Annotated in this window: 15 protein-coding genes; 3 read left to right on the top strand and 12 right to left on the bottom strand. The window is 65.6% G+C overall.

Annotated features, from left to right (window positions below):
- Positions 1 to 115: 115 nt before the first annotated feature.
- The 4 genes from secF to AC1DHL_RS16070 all read right to left on the bottom strand — a co-directional run bounded on the left by secF (position 116) and on the right by AC1DHL_RS16070 (position 7,337).
- Entirely contained in the window at positions 116 to 1,069 is a 954-nt protein-coding gene (gene secF, locus AC1DHL_RS16055; RefSeq protein WP_478162588.1) for a protein translocase subunit SecF, read from the bottom strand.
- Between the two features lie 12 nt (positions 1,070 to 1,081).
- Complete coding sequence (gene secD, locus AC1DHL_RS16060) at positions 1,082 to 2,959, bottom strand: protein translocase subunit SecD (RefSeq protein WP_478162589.1); 1,878 nt, start codon at positions 2,957 to 2,959, stop codon at positions 1,082 to 1,084.
- Positions 2,960 to 3,179: 220 nt separating this feature from the next.
- The gene (gene yajC, locus AC1DHL_RS16065; protein WP_478099870.1) at positions 3,180 to 3,509 is read right to left on the bottom strand and encodes a preprotein translocase subunit YajC; all 330 of its coding nucleotides are present in this window, start codon (positions 3,507 to 3,509) and stop codon (positions 3,180 to 3,182) included.
- Between the two features lie 210 nt (positions 3,510 to 3,719).
- Entirely contained in the window at positions 3,720 to 7,337 is a 3,618-nt protein-coding gene (locus AC1DHL_RS16070) for an indolepyruvate ferredoxin oxidoreductase family protein (RefSeq protein WP_478162590.1), read from the bottom strand.
- Between the two features lie 179 nt (positions 7,338 to 7,516).
- On the opposite strand from AC1DHL_RS16070, the gene AC1DHL_RS16075 reads away from it, so the two are divergent.
- Together AC1DHL_RS16075 and AC1DHL_RS16080 are read left to right on the top strand one after the other, a co-directional pair.
- A complete protein-coding gene (locus tag AC1DHL_RS16075) occupies positions 7,517 to 8,005 on the top strand; it encodes an Lrp/AsnC family transcriptional regulator (protein WP_478099866.1) in 489 nt (162 codons plus the stop codon).
- 34 nt (positions 8,006 to 8,039) lie between these two features.
- Complete coding sequence (locus AC1DHL_RS16080; RefSeq protein WP_478162591.1) at positions 8,040 to 9,662, top strand: MFS transporter; 1,623 nt, start codon at positions 8,040 to 8,042, stop codon at positions 9,660 to 9,662.
- Between the two features lie 28 nt (positions 9,663 to 9,690).
- Here the strand turns inward: AC1DHL_RS16080 and AC1DHL_RS16085 are convergent, their stop codons facing one another.
- The 8 genes from AC1DHL_RS16085 to AC1DHL_RS16120 form a co-directional block, all read right to left on the bottom strand.
- Positions 9,691 to 10,005, bottom strand: coding sequence for a cytochrome C oxidase subunit IV family protein (locus tag AC1DHL_RS16085; protein WP_478162592.1), 315 nt, complete (start codon positions 10,003 to 10,005; stop codon positions 9,691 to 9,693).
- Positions 10,006 to 10,013: 8 nt separating this feature from the next.
- On the bottom strand, positions 10,014 to 10,712 hold the full coding sequence (locus AC1DHL_RS16090; protein WP_478162593.1) for a heme-copper oxidase subunit III family protein: 699 nt from the start codon (positions 10,710 to 10,712) through the stop codon (positions 10,014 to 10,016).
- Positions 10,713 to 10,787: 75 nt separating this feature from the next.
- Positions 10,788 to 11,408, bottom strand: coding sequence for a cytochrome c oxidase subunit 3 (locus AC1DHL_RS16095; RefSeq protein ID WP_478162594.1), 621 nt, complete (start codon positions 11,406 to 11,408; stop codon positions 10,788 to 10,790).
- Positions 11,405 to 13,189: a cytochrome c oxidase subunit I gene (gene ctaD, locus AC1DHL_RS16100; RefSeq protein ID WP_478162595.1), complete on the bottom strand. Its 1,785-nt coding sequence runs from the start codon at positions 13,187 to 13,189 to the stop codon at positions 11,405 to 11,407. Before ctaD ends, AC1DHL_RS16095 begins: the two co-directional genes overlap by 4 nt.
- The gene (locus AC1DHL_RS16105; protein ID WP_478162596.1) at positions 13,186 to 14,346 is read right to left on the bottom strand and encodes a cytochrome c oxidase subunit II; all 1,161 of its coding nucleotides are present in this window, start codon (positions 14,344 to 14,346) and stop codon (positions 13,186 to 13,188) included. Before AC1DHL_RS16105 ends, ctaD begins: the two co-directional genes overlap by 4 nt.
- A gap of 48 nt (positions 14,347 to 14,394) precedes the next feature.
- On the bottom strand, positions 14,395 to 14,910 hold the full coding sequence (locus tag AC1DHL_RS16110; RefSeq protein ID WP_478162597.1) for a DUF1269 domain-containing protein: 516 nt from the start codon (positions 14,908 to 14,910) through the stop codon (positions 14,395 to 14,397).
- A gap of 94 nt (positions 14,911 to 15,004) precedes the next feature.
- Complete coding sequence (locus AC1DHL_RS16115) at positions 15,005 to 16,264, bottom strand: NAD(P)/FAD-dependent oxidoreductase (protein WP_478162598.1); 1,260 nt, start codon at positions 16,262 to 16,264, stop codon at positions 15,005 to 15,007.
- Positions 16,215 to 16,598, bottom strand: coding sequence for a VOC family protein (locus tag AC1DHL_RS16120; protein WP_478162599.1), 384 nt, complete (start codon positions 16,596 to 16,598; stop codon positions 16,215 to 16,217). Before AC1DHL_RS16120 ends, AC1DHL_RS16115 begins: the two co-directional genes overlap by 50 nt.
- 81 nt (positions 16,599 to 16,679) lie before the next feature.
- Here AC1DHL_RS16120 and AC1DHL_RS16125 point away from each other — a divergent pair, with 81 nt between their 5' ends.
- Positions 16,680 to 17,246 carry an SRPBCC family protein gene (locus AC1DHL_RS16125; RefSeq protein WP_478162600.1) on the top strand — a complete coding sequence of 189 codons (567 nt, stop codon included), beginning with the start codon at positions 16,680 to 16,682 and terminating at the stop codon, positions 17,244 to 17,246.
- Positions 17,247 to 17,317 lie beyond the last annotated feature (71 nt).

The raw sequence follows: 17,317 nt of genomic DNA on the forward strand, positions 1-17,317 counted from the left end.
AATTAATTCGATTGGGCAATCACGCGAGCTTGCATCGGGAAACGTAACCGCACAAGAGCCGGCAATGCTCGGCAACCCCAACGCAACACACGTGCCGGGCCGAAAAGTTGACAGCTCACACGGTCGCGCCGGCATTCGGATCGTCCGGGTCCCCTTCCCGCTTGATCGGCCCCTTCACCAGATCCTCGCGCTTCACGCCCAGCCACATGGCAATGGCGGCCGCCACGAAGGCTGACGAATAAATGCCGAACAGAATCCCGATGGTCAGCGCCAGCGCAAAGTAGTGCAGCGTGGGACCGCCGAAGAAGAACATCGAGAGCACCACGAGCTGGGTCGAACCGTGGGTGATGATGGTTCGGCTGATCGTGGACGTGATCGCGTTGTCGATGACCTCGCGGGTGGTCATCTTGCGATAACGACGGAAGTTCTCGCGGACCCGGTCAAAAATGACCACGGACTCGTTGACCGAGTAGCCCAGCACCGCCAGCACCGCCGCAAGCACCGCCAGCGAGAACTCCCACTGGAAGAAGGCGAAGAAGCCCAGGATGATCACCACATCGTGCAGGTTGGCCAGCACGGTCGCGAGGGCGAACTTCCATTCGAAGCGGAAGGCCAGGTAGATCATGATGCCGACCACCACCATGCCCAGCGCCTTGAGGCCGTTGGTGGTCAACTCTTCGCCGACCTGCGGCCCGACGAATTCGGTGCCGCGCAGCGTTGCCGACGGATCGACCGCCTTGAGGGCGTCCATGACCTGGGTGCTCTGCTGGGCCGAGGTCTGGCCCTTTTGTACCGGCAGGCGGATCTGGACGTCGCGCGAGGTGCCGAAGTTCTGCACCTGCACGTCCGCGTAGCCGAGCTTGGAGATGGTCTCGCGCACCTTGCCGACATCGACCGACTGCTGGTAGGCGACCTCCATCACCGTGCCGCCCGTGAACTCCACCGACAGGTGCAGGCCGCGATGGAACAGGAAGAACACCGCCAGCAAGAAGGTGATGAGGGAGATCGCGTTCAGCACCAGCGCGTGGCGCATGAACGGGATGGTCCTGTGGATTCGGAAGAACTCCATTTTCTGTCTCTCTTATTTCGCGTCGTGCACGACCTGATTGCCCGGCTTCCAGACGGTGCCGATCGACAGGGTCTTGAGCTTCTTCTTGCTGCCGTACCAGAAGTTGACGAGCCCGCGCGAGAAGAACACGGCGGAGAACATCGATGTGACGATGCCGATGCAATGCACGACGGCGAAGCCGCGGATCGGTCCTGAACCGAAGGCCAGCAGGGCAATGCCCGCGATCAGCGTGGTCACGTTGGAGTCGAGAATCGTGCCCCACGCGCGGTCATAGCCCGAATGGATCGCCGCCTGCGGCGTGGCCCCGCCGCGCAGTTCCTCGCGGATCCGTTCATTGATCAGCACGTTGGAGTCGATCGCCACGCCGATCGCGAGCGCCATGGCCGCGATACCGGGCAAGGTCAGCGTGGCCTGCAGCATCGAAAGGACCGCCACCAGCAACAACAGGTTGACCGCCAGTGCGATCGACGAGAACACGCCGAAGAGCGCGTAGTAGAGGCACATGAACACCATGATGGCGATGAAGCCGTACATCACGCTGTCGAAGCCCTTCTTGATGTTGTCGGCGCCCAGGCTCGGACCGATCGTGCGTTCCTGGATGATCTCCATCGGCGCAGCGAGCGAACCGGCGCGCAGCAGCAGCGCGAGGTCGTTGGCTTCGACGACGCTCATCGAACCCGAGATCTGGAAGCGGTTGCCCAGTTCGCCGTTGATCGAGGGCGCCGTCAGCACTTCGCCCTTGCCCTTTTCGAAGATCAGCATCGCCATGCGCTTGCGATAGTTCTCGCGGCTGACGTCGCGCATGATGCGGCCGCCCTTCGCGTCCATCGTCAGGTCGACCTTGGGTTGCTGCGTCTGCGAGTCGAAGCCGGGTTGCGCATCGGTGAGGTTCTCGCCCGTCACCAGCACCTGCTTCTTGACGATCACGGCGCGGCCCTGGCGATCGAGGAATTTCTCGGAGCCGAAAGGCACCGGCCCCGTGCCCATTTCGGCCGCGCGGCCCTCGGCGCTCTCGTCGACGAGGCGCATTTCGAGGGTGGCGGTGCGGCCCAGGATGTCCTTGGCCTTGGCCGTGTCCTGCACGCCGGGCAACTGCACCACGATGCGGTCCAGCCCCTGCTGCTGGATCACCGGTTCTGCCACGCCGAGCTCATTGATCCGGTTGTGCAGCGTCGTGATGTTCTGCTTGAGCGCCGCGTCCTGCAGGCGCCGCGCGGCCTCCGGCTTGATGGAGGCGACAAGCTTGAAGTCGGTGCCTTCCTGGCTCTCGACCGTCGTGAGATCGGGGAACTGGTCCTGCAACAGGGCCTTGGCCGCTTGCAGACCGGCAGTGTCGCGGAATCGCATGTCGATGGTCTGGTCGACGCGCGTGACCGACGTGCCGCGCACGCTCTTGTCGCGCAGCCCCGTCCGAATGTCACTCGCGAAGGATTCGGCCTTCTTGTCCATGGCGCCCTTCATGTCGACCTGCAGCAGGAAGTCGACACCACCACGAAGGTCGAGGCCCAGATACATCGGAAAGGCGTGCAGCGCCGATAGCCAGGACGGCGAGCGCGAAAGCAGGTTGAGCGCGACGACGTAGGGCGGCTCGCTCGGATCCGGCACCAGCGCGTGCTGGAGGACGTCCCGCGCCTTGAGCTGGTCGTCGGTGTTGGTGAAACGCGCACGCACGGAAGTGGCGTCGAGCGTCAACAGGTCGGGCGCGAGGCCGGCGGCCTTGAGCGCCTCCGCGACCCGGGTCTGGGTGCTGGCGTCGACCTTGACGGTCGACTTGGCCGCCGACACCTGCACCGCAGGCGCCTCGCCGAAGAAATTGGGCAGGGCGTAAATCAGCCCCACGAGCAGCACGATCACGATGATCGCGTACTTCCAGACCGGATATCTGTTCATGTTTTTACTCGCCCCCAGGTTGGCTCACTTCGTGTAGCCGCCCACATATGTGGGTCACGACGCGCGATGCGTGGGGAAAAAAGTCACTGCTCATTGATCTCGGCCGGCAAAGCCAGGCCCGTTGGTGAAACACCGCGGAACCGGCTTTGCCGGGCCGCTGGTGTTGCCCCCGGTAGGGGGTGGGCGGCTACACGAAGTGAGCCAACCTGGGGGCGAGCCATTACTTGATTGCGCCCTTGGGCAGGACCTGGACGACGGCGCTGCGCTGGATCTGCACTTCGATGCCCTTGGCAATTTCGATGGTCAGGTATTGCTCGCCGATCTGGGTGATCTTGCCGAGGATGCCGCCGGACGTCGCGACCTCATCGCCCTTGGCGAGGGCCTCGATCATGGCGCGGGCTTCTTTCTGGCGCTTCATCTGCGGACGGATCATGACGAAGTACAGCACCACGAACATGAGGACCAGCGGCAGCATGCTGCCGAGCGAGGACATCATGTCGCCGCCTCCGGCAGCGGGTGCGGTCTGGGCGAAAGCAGAGGAAATGAACAAGGGAGTCTCCAGCAGAGGGAAGAAATAAGAGCGCCGGCCTCCAATACAAGAGGTCCCGCGGGTCCGCAGCAGTGCGAAAACCAGCCGCGCAGCGCGGCCCGGCCGCGCACAGCACCGAGCATTGTATTCGGCGGCACCCGACCCGCCGGGGGGAACCTGGCGAGGCGATCAAGGGCATTCAGCCCAGCGGCTGGAGGCCGCTCGTGACGCTCAGGCAGCGGCCTTGACGGCCTGCGGATTGCGCCACTTGGCCATCAGGTCGGCCCAGCGGACGCGGGCGGCGGCCAAATGACGGTCCTTCACGTGGCCGTAGCCGCGAATCTGCTCGGGCAGGCTCGCAATCTCGACGGCTGCCGCATGGTTCGCGGCGTTCAGGCTGGTGAGCACTTCGTCGATGCTCGCGCGGTATTCGCCGATCAGGGCGCGCTCGGTCTTGCGCTCGTCGGTGCGACCGAAGATGTCTAATGCCGTTCCGCGCAGGCCCTTCAACTTTGCGAGCAGCCGGAAGCCGGTCAGCATCGCGGGGCCGAACTTCTGCTTTTGCAACTCGCCCTTGGCGTTCCTCTTGGCGATGATGGGCGGCGCGAGGTGGTAGTTGAGCTTGAAATCCTTGCCCATCTGGCCCTCGAACATTCCTTCGACGCGTTCGAGGAAGCTGCGGTCGGTGTGCAGGCGGGCGACTTCGTACTCGTCCTTGTAAGCCATCAGCTTGAACAGATAGCGTGCGACGGCTTCGCTCAGGCTGGTCTTGCCCAGCGCCGATTCCGCCTTCTGCACCTTGGCGATGTACGTCTTGTACTGTTCAGCGTAGGCCGCGTTCTGGTAGCCGGTCAGGAATTCGACGCGGCGCGCCACCAGGGTGTCGATCGACTCGCGCTTCTTGAATTCGATGATCTGGCCCGGCTGGACGCGCTTTTGCAGTTCCACCGGCCGTTGCGCGGCCTGGCGGCCCCACTCGAAGGCCGCCTTGTTGTTGTCGACGGCCACGGCGTTGAGTTCGATCGCCCGCATCAGCGAAGCGAGTTCGAGCGGAATCCACCCCTTCTGCCAGGCGTAGCCCAGGATCATCGGGTTGACGTAGATGCTGTCGCCCATGAGCGAGGTCGCGGCGGCGTCGGCATCGAATGCACCAACCGCATCGACGCCGACCGCACGGGCGATCTCGGCGGCGCAGGTGTCCTGCGGGTTCTGCCAGTTGGCGTTGCGCACGAAGGCCGCCGTCGGACTGCTGTGGCTGTTGAGGGCCACGTGCGTGCGCCCTTCGCGCATGCGCGCCGTCGTTTCGGCATTGACGCTGACCAGCGGGTCGCAGGCCAGGATCAGGTCGGCCGCCGCCGTGCCGACGCGCGTGGTGCGGATGTCGTCCTGCGTGTCGCCGATCAGCACGTGGCTCCAGGTGGCGCCGCCCTTTTGAGCGAGGCCCGCCGCATCCTGCGTGACGATGCCCTTGCCTTCGATGTGCGCCGCCATGCCAAGCAGCTGCCCGATGGTGATCACGCCGGTGCCGCCGACGCCCGCCACCACGATGCCCCAGACCTGTCCGCCAGCGAGCGAGGGAATCGCCGGCTCTGTCAATGCACCGAGTTCGACCGGCGACGAGCCCTTGGTTTTCGACTTCTTCTTGAGCTGGCTGCCCTCGACGGTGACGAAGCTCGGGCAGAAGCCTTTGAGGCAGCTCATGTCCTTGTTGCAGGTGCTCTGGTTGATCGTGCGCTTGCGGCCGAACTCGGTTTCGAGGGGCTCGACCGACAGGCAGTTGCTCTGCACGCTGCAGTCGCCGCAGCCTTCACAGACCAGTTCGTTGATGACGACGCGCTTGGCCGGATCGACGGCCGTGCCGCGCTTGCGGCGACGGCGCTTTTCGGTCGCACAAGTCTGGTCATAGATGATGGCCGTCGTGCCCTTGATCTCGCGGAACTCGCGCTGAATCTCGTCCAGTTCGTCGCGATGACGCACCTTGACGTTCTCGCCGGGCACGTTCACGCCCTCGTATTTCTCGGGCTCGTCGGTGACCACGACCACCTTGACCGCGCCTTCGGCATGCAGGCTTTCGGCAATCTGCAGCACCGAATGCCCTTCGGGCCGCTCGCCGACCTGCTGGCCACCGGTCATGGCGACCGCGTCGTTGTAGAGGATCTTGTAGGTGATGTTCACCCCGGCGGCGATGCTCTGGCGGATCGCCAGAAGGCCACTGTGGAAGTAGGTGCCGTCGCCCAGGTTGGCGAAGATGTGCTGGTCCGTCGTGAAAGGTTGCTGGCCGACCCACGGCACGCCCTCGCCGCCCATCTGCGTGAAGCCGATGGTCGAACGGTCCATCCAGGTGGCCATGAAGTGGCAGCCGATGCCGGCCATGGCGCGCGAACCTTCGGGCACCACGGTGCTGGTGTTGTGCGGGCAGCCCGAGCAGAACCAGGGCTGACGCGTCGCGTCGGCCACGCCGATCGTCTGCGGCGCCGCCATGGCGCGCTCCTTGGCTTCGAGAATCGCGAGCTGCGCGTCGATGCGCGCAGCCATGTCCGCGCCCGCGGCGGCGAGGATGCCGGTCTTCTTGAGACGCTGGGCAATGGCCTTGGCGATCAGCGCAGGGTTCAGGTCGGCATTGGCGCGCAGCAGCGTGTGCGCGGTCGGATTGGGCATCGACCATTCGCCGCCCGAATAGCCTTCGGCCTGATGCACTTCGCCTTCGTCGAACTTGCCGACCACGTTGGGCCGCACATCAGGGCGCCAGTTATAGAGCTCTTCCTTGAGCTGGTATTCGATGACCTGGCGCTTTTCCTCGACCACGAGGATCTCCTGCAGGCCGGTGGCGAAGGCGCGCGTGAGCTGCGCCTCCAGCGGCCACACCACCGCCACCTTGTGCAACCGGATGCCGAGTTGGCGGCAGGCCGCATCGTCCAGGCCCAGGTCGATCAGCGCCTGGCGGGTGTCGTTGAAGGCTTTGCCGCTGGCCATGATGCCGAAGCGGTCGTTCGGCCCTTCGATCACGTTGTGGTTGAGGCGGTTCGCGCGGATGTAGGCGAGCGCGGCGTACCACTTGTAGTGCATCAGCCGCGCTTCCTGCTCCAGCGCATGGTCGGGCCAGCGGATGTGCAGGCCGCCGGGCGGCATCTGGAAGTCGGTGGGCGTCACGATCTCGACGCGCTCGGGATCGATCATCGCCGTGGCGCTCGATTCGACGATCTCCTGGATCGTCTTCATGCCCGACCAGATGCCGGCGAAACGGCTCATCGCGAAGGCGTGGATGCCGAGGTCCAGGATGTCCTGCACGTTCGCCGGGAAGAACACGGGCGTGCCGCACGCCTTGAAGATGTGGTCGCTCTGGTGCGCCGCGGTCGAACTCTTGGAGATGTGGTCGTCACCGGCCACCGCGATAACGCCGCCCCAGGCGGTGGTCCCGGCCATGTTGGCGTGCTTGAAGACGTCGGAGCAACGGTCCACGCCGGGGCCCTTGCCGTACCAGATGCCGAAGACGCCGTCGAACTTGTTGGTGCCGGCCGGTGAGAAGCCGAGTTGCTGCGTGCCCCATAGCGCGGTGGCCGCCAGCTCTTCGTTCACGCCCGGCTGGAAGACGATGTTCTGTTCCTTGAGGAACTTGCTGGCCTTCCAGAGCGCCTGGTCGTAGCCGCCGAGCGGCGAGCCGCGATAGCCGCTGATGAAGCCCGCCGTGTTCTTGCCCTGCTGCTGGTCGCGCAAGCGCTGCAGCATCGGCAGCTTGACCAGGGCCTGCACGCCGCTCATGAAAGCGCGGCCGTAATCGAGTGAATATTTGTCGTCGAGCGTGACCGTTTCCAGGGCCTTGCGAATGTGCTCGGGCAGCGGTGCATTCATCGTGTTTGTCTCCAGTGTCCAGTGGGCTGAGCCTTGTGGGCGTGGCTTGCGAGGCATCCGGGTCGGATTCCCCTCGGCCATCATCACGCAAAGTGTATGCCTGCTCCAGCGACAGGTGTTTGCGTTCTTTGCCCGTTAGACACGGCATTTTGAAAGGAGCTTGCTTAAAATCAGCACAAATGGAAAGCATTGACAAGTTCGACCTCGCCATCCTGCAAGAACTTCAGGCCGATGGGCGGCTCACCAATGCCGAGCTTGCGCAACGCGTGGGCCTGTCGGCCGCGCCGTGCTGGCGCCGCGTCCGGGCGCTGGAGGAAGCCGGCTTCATCAAGGGCTACCACGCGGAGATCGACCGGCACAAGATCGGGCTGGGCGTGCTCGCCTTCGTGCGCGTGGACGCCGAACGCACCGCCGGCGACGTCACCCGCAAGCTCGAAGACGCGATCCGCAAGCTTCCGGAAGTGATCTCGTGCCACTACATCAGCGGCACCGGTACTTTCGAGCTGCAGGTGGTTTCGCAGGACCTGGACACCTTCTCGCGCTTCGCCCTGCAGCATCTGCTCAACCTGCCCAACGTGAAAGACATTCACACCAGCTTCTCGCTCGGCGAGGTCAAGGCGAGCCATGCGCTGCCGCTTGCCCACCTTGATCCCAAGGCGGCGCGCTGAAGGACGACAGGCGCGCCACCTGACAATAAGCCCGATGCCACCGATATCGCCCCAGGAGACAATCACCGCCCGCGCGCAACCAGCGCGCGTCGGCCCGCTCGAACCGCTCGGGCTCCCCGTGTTCCGCATGCTGTGGAGCACCTGGCTGATCGCCAACATCTGCATGTGGATGAACGATGTGGCAGCGGCCTGGATGATGACGTCGCTCACGACGTCGCCGATGTGGGTCGCGCTGGTGCAGTCGGCCTCGACCCTTCCGGTGTTTCTCCTCGGCCTGCCCAGCGGCGCGCTCGCAGACATCCTGGATCGGCGGCGCTGGCTTGTCGCGACGCAATTCTGGCTCGCGGGCACCGCGATCGCGTTGTGCGTGGCCGTCGTGCTCGACGTGATCAACGCGCCGCTGCTGCTGGCGCTGACTTTCGCCAACGGCATCGGCCTGGCGATGCGCTGGCCGGTGTTCTCGGCCATCGTGCCCGAACTGGTACAGCGCACGCACCTGCCGGCGGCGCTCGGTCTCAACGGCATCGCAATGAACGCCTCGCGCATCGTCGGCCCGCTGCTCGCCGGCACGCTGATCGCGAGCGCGGGGACCGTATGGGTGTTCGGGCTCAACGCCGTGCTGTGCGTGGCGTCGGGCTTCGTCGTGCTGCGCTGGCGGCGCGAGCACACGCCCAATCCGCTGGGCCGCGAAAAGCTGATCAGCGCGATGCGCGTGGGCGTGCAGTTCGTGCGTCAGTCGCAGCGCATGCGCGCGGTGCTCACGCGCGTTGCGGTTTCCTTCCTGCACTCCACGGCACTGCTCGCACTGTTGCCGCTGCTGGCGCGCAACCTGCACGGCGGCGGGGCCGGCACATTCACGCTGCTGCTCGCGTCCATGGGCGCGGGTGCCATCGTGGCGGTGCTGTTCCTGCCGCGTCTGCGGCAGGCGATGCTGCGCGACCAACTGGTGCTTCGCGGCACGCTGCTGCAGTCGGGTGCGGCCGCGATCATGGCCTTCGCGCCCAACGCCTGGGTGGCCGTGCCCGCGATGTTCCTCTGCGGCATGGCCTGGATCACGGTGGCCAACTCGCTCTCGGTGTCGGCGCAGCTTGCGCTGCCCGACTGGGTGCGCGCGCGCGGCATGTCGATGTACCAGATGGCGATCATGGGGGCGAGCGCCTTCGGCGCCGCACTCTGGGGCCAGGTGGCGGAGCTCACGTCGCTCTATGTCAGCCTGGGCATCGGCGCCGCCAGCGGGACGCTGTGCATGCTGCTGGTGCTGCGCTACGTGACCGACGGCACCGGCGAGGAGGACGACACCAGTCCCGCCAAGCAGGGCTGGGCCACGGGTCCGCCGAACAGCGCGCCGGGCGAGCAGGGACGCGTGGTGATCACGGTCGAATACCTCATCGACCCGGCTCGCGCGGCCGCTTTCCTGCTCGTGATGCACCAGACCCGCCGCGCCCGCCTGAGCCAGGGCGCGATCGCATGGGAACTGCTGCACGACATCGCGGACCCGCAGCGCTACGTCGAGCAGATCGTCGACGAGTCATGGACGGAGCATCTGCGGCGATTTCACCGCGCCACGGCGGCGGACATCGCGCTGCGCGAGCGGCGGCTGGCGTTTCACCAGGGCGAGTCGCTGCCCGTCGTCACTCGCTACATCAGCCACCGGTAAGAGCCTGCACCCAGGCTGCGCGCAATGCCTAATGAAAGAAGAGCAGCCGCGTCAGGAAAGTGTGGCCGGCCTCCGCGAACATCAGCCCGACCAGCACCAGCAAGGCAAGCGGCGGCAGCAGGATGGCGTAGACCAGCGCCAGCCTCTCCCACGCCATGTGCATGAAGACCCCGACGATCAGCCCCGCCTTCAGCAGCATGAAGATGATGATCAGGCTCCATCGCAGATAGCCCTGGAAGTGGAAGTAATCGACCAGGTACGACATCGTGCTCAGCACGAACAGCAGCCCCCATATCTTCAGGTAGAGGCTGATCGGATGTTGTTGGCCCGTGCCTGTAGTCATGGTCGACCTCACCAGAGATAGAACAGCGCGAAGATGAACACCCACACCAGATCCACGAAGTGCCAGTACAGGCCCGCGATCTCGACGATCTGGTAGTTGCCGGTCTTGTCGTAGTCGCCGCGGATCAGCTTGAATGCCACGGTGAACAGGTAGATCACACCGGCCGTCACATGCAGACCGTGGAAGCCGGTGATCATGAAGAACGCCGAGCCGAACTGCGCCGCACCCATCGGATTGCCCCAGGGCCGCACGCCTTCGTGGAGGATGAGCTTGGACCATTCGAAGGCCTGCATGCCGACGAAGAGTTCGCCGAAGGTCGCGGTAACGATCATCAACGTGGCCGCATTGATGCGGTCGCGGCGATAGGCGCAGTTGACGGCCATCGCCATCGTGCCGCTGCTGCTGATGAGCACGAAAGTCATGATGGCAATGAGCAACAGTGGCACGTCGGCACCGCCGACATTGAGGCCGAACACCTCGCTCGGATTCGGCCAGGTCGCGGTGGTCGACACCCGCACCGTCATGTAGCCGGTGAGGAAGCAGCTGAAGACGAAGGTGTCGCTCAGCAGGAAGATCCACATCATCGCCTTGCCCCACGAGACGTGGAAGGCCTGGCGATCGGAAGACCAGTCGGCGATCAGCCCCCGCCAGCCGCTCACGGCGACGATCGGGGCCGAAGACGGGGGAGCGATGGTCGCAGTGCTCATTGGATAACCTCCGTGCTTCGCACTGCGGTGCGAGCTTGCTTGGGGCGGCCCGGCGCGGCGCTCATGGTTACTCCTTCACGCCGTGCCGCAGATAAAGCGCGCCACTTCCGGCGTCACCCAGCCCAGCAAGGCGAACAGCACCAGCCAGACCGCCAGCATGAAGTGCCAGTAGCGCGCGCACAGTGCGATGCGCCATGCTGAACCGAAGGGGCTGTCCCAGGCGGTCCGCATCGTCCAGGCCCAGCCGACCAGGCCGCCGATCAGATGGAGTCCGTGCATCGCTGTCAGCAGATAGAAGAAGCTTCCCGCAGGATTGCCGGCGGGCATCACCTGCGCACGCCACAGTGCGTCCCACGCCCACAACTGCACGGCGATGAATGCCAGCGCGAAGAGGCCCCCGGCAAGCAGCAGCCGGTGCGTCCGCCTCAGCGCCGCGCCGCGTGCCGCCGCGGTGGCCCGCTGCAACGTCACGCTGCCGGCAATGAGCAGCGAAGTGCTGAGCCACAACTGCCATGGCAGCGCGAGCGTCACGGCATCATCGCTGTTCATTCGAATCAGGTACGCCATCGCGAAAAGCGAGAACAGCGCGGTCGCAACGCCCATGAACACCCACAGCCCGATGCTCGCCGCGCCGCCGTGTGCGTCGCGAGGTCCGCCGCCACGATCGACGCCTCTTGCCGCCAGTGTCGCGGTCATGCCGGTGCTCCCTGGGCGCTGCCCTTGCCGTGGGGTTCGGGCTCCACGCCACCGGCCTCGGGGGGCGCATTCTGCGCAATGAAGTCTTCCTTCGCGCCCGGCACGCCATAGGCGTAGGCCCAGCGATAGGCCACCGGCAGCCGCGGCCCCCAGTTGCCATGGCCCGGCGGCGTGGTCGGCGTCTGCCATTCGAGCGATGCAGCCCGCCAGGGATTGGAAGTCGCAGGCCGGCCTCGCCAGAAGCTCCAGGCGAGATTGAACACGAACAGCAACTGCGCCACGCCCACGATCAGCGCGACCACCGTGATGAAGGTGTTGAGCGTGAAGGCCGATTGCGGAATGAACTTGTAGCCGTCGAAGTTGTAGTAGCGCCGCGGCATGCCCAGGACGCCGAGGTAGTGCATCGGGAAATAGATCAGGTAGGTGCCGATGAAGGTGATCCAGAAGTGCAACTGCCCGATCCGGTCGTCCAGCATGCGGCCGGTGATCTTGGGATACCAGTGGTAGATGCCGCCGAACACCACCAGCAGTGGCGCGACGCCCATCACCATGTGGAAGTGCGCCACCACGAAATAGGTGCCCGAGAGTGGAATGTCCACGCTCACGTTGCCGAGGAAGAGCCCCGTGAGTCCGCCGATTGCAAAGGTGCAGACGAAAGCCAGCGCGAAGAGCATCGGCACCGACAGATGGATGTCGCCACGCCACAGCGTCAGCAGCCAGTTGTAGACCTTGATCGCGGTCGGCACCGCGATGATCAGCGTGGTGGTCGCGAAGAAGAAGCCGAAATACGGATTCATGCCGCTCACGAACATGTGGTGCGCCCACACGACCACGCTGAGTGCACCGATGGCGACGATGGCCCAGACCATCATGCGGTAGCCGAAGATGCACTTGCGCGCGTGCACGCTGATCAGGTCGGACACGATCCCGAAGGCGGGCAGCGCCACGATGTAGACCTCCGGATGCCCGAAGAACCAGAACAGGTGCTGGAACAGCAGAGGGCTGCCGCCCTTGTAGTTGGTCACCTGCCCCATCGATACCAGCGCCGGCATGAAGAAGCTGGTGCCGAGCGTCCGGTCGAGCAGCAGCATCACGCCGCTGACGAACAGTGCCGGAAAGCCCAGCAACGCAAGGATGGTCGCGACGAAGATGCCCCACACGGTCAGCGGCATGCGCATCAGCGTCATGCCTTCGCAGCGCGCCTGCAGCACGGTGGTGACGTAGTTCAAGCCGCCCATCGTGGTCGCCACGATGAAAATGATGAGCGACACCAGCATCAGCACGATGCCGCCGTCGTAGCCGGGCGTCCCTTGCAGGATCGACTGCGGCGGATACAGCGTCCAGCCCGCGCCGGTCGGCCCGCCGGGGACGAAGAAGCTCGCCATCAGCACGACGACCGACAGCAGGTACACCCAGAAGCTCAGCATGTTGAGATAGGGGAACACCATGTCGCGCGCCCCCACCATCAACGGGATCATGTAGTTGCCGAAGCCGCCGAGGAAGAGCGCGGTGAGCAGGTAGATCACCATGATCATTCCGTGCATCGTCACGAACTGGTAGTAGCGCTCGGGGTTGATGAACTCGAACACGCCCGGGAAGCCCAGTTGCAGGCGCATCAGGTTGGAAAGCACCACCCCCACGAGCCCCACCGCGATGGCGGTGCAGGCGTACTGGACCGCGATCACCTTGTGGTCCTGGCTCCAGACATAGCGCGTCAGGAAGGTCAGCGGCCGGTGGTGTTCGGAAGCATCATCCTGGGGCAAGACATTGGCGTGGTTCATCGCTGCGCCTTCTGTTCGGTTGCAGCCTGCGCCGGCGGGCTGCCGAGACTCTGGATATAGGCCACCAGCGCGGCCAGTTCTTCATCGCTCACGTCCAGCTTGGGCATGACCGGCGCGAAGCCCTTGACCTGTCGGGCCTGCGGATCGCGGATGAAGCTGCGCAAGTAGTTCTCGTCGACCAGTGCGGTGGAACCGTCCGCCATCGTCTCGGTCTTGCCGTAGAGGCCCTTCCAGGTCGGTCCCACGCGCGGCGTGCCGTCGATGGTGTGGCAGGCCACGCAGCCCTTGGATTCCGCGAGCGCCCGCCCCTGCTCGACGCGCGCGCCGGCACCCGCCGCACCTTCGGCCGGTGAGACGGCCGGCGCCTTGACCTGCGTCTTCGCGAAGGTCGGCTGCGCCGCCAGCCAGGCGTTGAAGCTGGCCTCGTCTTCCACCACCACGAAGCCGCGCATGTTGGGATGCCCGACGCCGCAGAGCTGCGCGCAGAGCGCCTCGTAGCGACCCGCCAAGGTCGGCGTGAACCAGAAGCGGCTGACCTGGCCCGGCACCGTGTTCATCCGCGCGCGGAATGGCGGCACGAAGAAGTCATGCAGCACGTCGTGCGAGCGCGCCAGCACCAGCACCGGCTTGCCGAGCGGCAAGTGCACCTCGTTGGCTGCGACCAGGATGTCGTCCTGTCCGGCCGGATCATCCGGGTCGAGCCCGAACGGATTGCCTCCCTTGACGAAACGCGCGTCGGTCGCGCCGAACTTGCCGTCCGCACCCGGGAGGCGGAAGTGCCATTGCCATTGCTGCCCCAGCACTTCGAGCTCCATCGCGTCGTGCGGCGACCTCACGTAGTTGGCGTAAACCACCAGGCCGGGCGCCAGCAGCGCCATGATGCCGACGGAGGTGCCGCCGATCAGCCAGCGCTCCAGTTTCTTGTTTTCGGGTTCATGCGCCGCGCGTCGGCCTTCGCGGTGCCGGAAACGCAGCAGTGTGTAGACAACGAAGAGATTGATCGCGACGAAGAAGATGCCCGTGATCACCAGCGTGATGGTCAGGGTGTCGTCCATCTCTTGCCAGTTGGATGCCAGGGGTGTCGTCCACCATGGGTTGAGCCAATGGAACAGCACGGAGCCGACGACGATGAGCAGCAGGGCGACAGCCATGATCATGGGCGGTACCTCGACTCGTCATAGGCATCGCGCCATTCAAGCGCGCTGCTAGCGGAACGCCGGGACCTGCTGCTCCTCGCCCTCGAAAAGGGCTTCGGGATGCGCAGTCCGCAACAGCGTTTCGACGTCTTGCGCGCGCGAACGCGGCAAGTCCACCATCAGCAGGATCCAGCCCTGGGCCAACGCGCCTTCGAAGCGACGAAGCCGCGGGCTCGGGATCGAGATGCCGATCATGCTGGCCGACCATGCGCCGACCACGCCGCCCAGGACGCCCAGCACCACGGCCAGCTCCCATTCGGGATCGTCGCCCAGGACCGGAAACATCAACGCGGCGATCAGGCCGACGACCATGCCGCAGGCGCTGCCGACCACCCATCCTGTCTTGGCCGCGTGAACGAGGTCCGAGGTCTGCCACACGTTCGCCGCGTGAAGGCCCGTCGTGTCAGTGTCTTCCGAGCCGGCGAAATGAATGTGCGCAACGTCGACGCGCGCCTGCACGAGATCATGCATCGCTCGCCTGGCGCTCGCCAGATCCGGCATCAGCCAGTAAATGCGTCTCCTCATGGCACCCTCCTTTCCGTCTTGCGACGATAAGGAACCATGACGACTTATATGCTCAAGGAGCGTGGTTATCAAGTCGGCGCCCGCCAACTCTTCATCACAACGGAAGAAGAAGGCGCAGGACGCCCGTGGTCGTCACGAGGCTGCCCGGGTTGTGGGTCTCCTCCAGCACGCCGCTCAGGCGATTCATGATGCTTTCGCTATGGCGCGCTCGCCGGATGAGGAGGTCGGCCAGCCACGGATGGTTGTTGATGCGATTGGCCTGCTCGTAGGCCGCGAAGCGCGGCTTCAGCGCGCCGAGCGCGGATTCGTAGCGAGCGCGCGCTTCGGCATCGTCCAGGCGTTCGTCGCGATGCGCCTCGATCGCTGCTGCGGCGAGCATGCCGGTCTCCAGCGCCTTGCCGATGCCTTCGCCGGTGAAGAGATAGGTGCTGCCCGCCGCCTCGCCCGCCACGAGGAGTCCTGGACGCGACCAGCGCGCGCCGTCGAGCGAGCAGCGCAAGGGCGCGCCCTTGAGTGGTCCAAGTGATGCGCCGCCTGCCATCAGTTCGCGGGCCGGCCCATGGACGCGGGTGAAGGCATCGAAAAGATCGCGCAGGTTGACGTCGTTCTGGCCGATGACGCCGACGCCGATGTTGAAAACACCGCCCGCGCACGGAAAGATCCAGCCGTAACCGCGCCGCAGCGCACGGTGCCACACGACGTCGAGACTGGTCAGGCGATCGATCATGGCGTCGTTCTTCACATAGCCGCGAAGCGCGATGCCGCTCGGCGCGCGTCGCTCGCACACGCCGGCCGCGGTCAACGGCCCGGCTGCCGCGCCGGTCGCCAGCACCGTCCAGCGCGCGCGCACGGCGTGCGGGACGCCGCCTGCCAGCGTGAAGCGCGCACCGGCCACCCGCTCATCGGCATCGAGAAGTGGTGCTTCGAAGCGCGCCGGCGCGAGCCAGCGCGCACCGGACGCGAGCGCGGACTGGCGAAGGATGTCGTCCAGATCGCGGCGCGGCAGCACGGCCAGTCGCGCCGGCACCTCGACCCTTCCGCCGCGCGGGCCGACACAGCCGACGTGCCTCGCGCTCCGGGCGCGCGCCAGCACCTCGTCCAGCACCCCGAGCCTTGCGAGCGCGCGGTGCGCGTCGGGAATCAGCCCGTCGCCACAGACCTTGTCGCGCGGAAACTCATGCTGGTCGGCGAGCACGACATCGAAACCCGCGCGCGCGAGCATCTGCGTACACGCGCTGCCGGACGGCCCGGCGCCGACAACGAGCACGTCGCAGGACGACGTGGCCGCTTCCGCGATGGCCGGCTCAGCCGCCGCTGCCATAGGGCCGGGTGAGGATCTCGAGGAAGTGGCCATCCGGGTCGCTCCAGTAGAAGCCTCGGCCGCCGTCGCCGTGGTTGATCTCGCCGGGCCGGTGTTGACCCGGGTCGGCCCAGTAAGTGATCCCATGCGCGCGAATGCGGCCGAATATCTCGTCGAACTCGCTTTCGCTCACGAGAAAGGCGTAGTGCTGCGAGTCGACCTCGCCGTGGACCTGCATGAAATCCAGCGTGACGCCGTTGTCGATCTCCACGCCGAGGAACGGGCCGTACCGGACCGGTGCGCCGCGCCCGAGCAGTTCCGCCAGCAACTCCGCGGACGCGCGCGGATCGCGGGCCTTGACGATCGTGTGATTCAGCTGGATGGGCATGTTGCTTCTCCCTGCAAGATCGCAAATAGTACGGTTGCCATCCCGTTTGTGGGAAGTGCAGGGGAATGATGAGGTGACCCCATGAGCCGCGCCTGGAAGCTGTCCATCGCGACCGTCTTCGCGGCCGCCCTGCTGGTTGCCGTGCTCTTCTTGCCGGTGGAACTGGGCAGTACCCGGATCGTCTCGGCGGTCGACATCGCGCGCCCGCCGTCGGAGGTCTTCGCCTATGTCACGACACCGGGCCACTGGCCGCAGTGGCATCCCTCGTCCCTCGCCGTCAGCGGCGCCGTGGACCACCCGCTCCAGGTCGGCGAGTCCGTCGTCGAGGACTTCGAGGTCGCCGGTCGCCGCGGACGCGTGACTTGGCGCGTCACCGCCCGCGAACCGGATCGCCTGTGGCGCATCGCCGGGACCATCGAGGGGCGCGAGTCGGGCACCGTCGGCTATTCGCTCGCGCCCGCCGCCACCGCCACCGCCACGGGCACGCACTTCGTCCGCGAGTTCGAGTACCGGACGCCGAATCTGCTGTTTGCCATGCTCAACCGGCTCAGTCTTCGAAGCCGCATCGAGGCCGAGTCTGCCCAGGCCGTCCGGCAGTTGAAGGAGCGCCTGGAATCGGCCGGCGAACCCGTTCAGCGTTCGGGTTAGTTGGGTGGCCTCGGCGCAGGCAGCGCCCCAGAATTCCGCAGGCATCCAGTTCGCCGCCGCTTCAAAACTAC

Source organism: Variovorax sp. 10L426 (assembly GCF_056395305.1).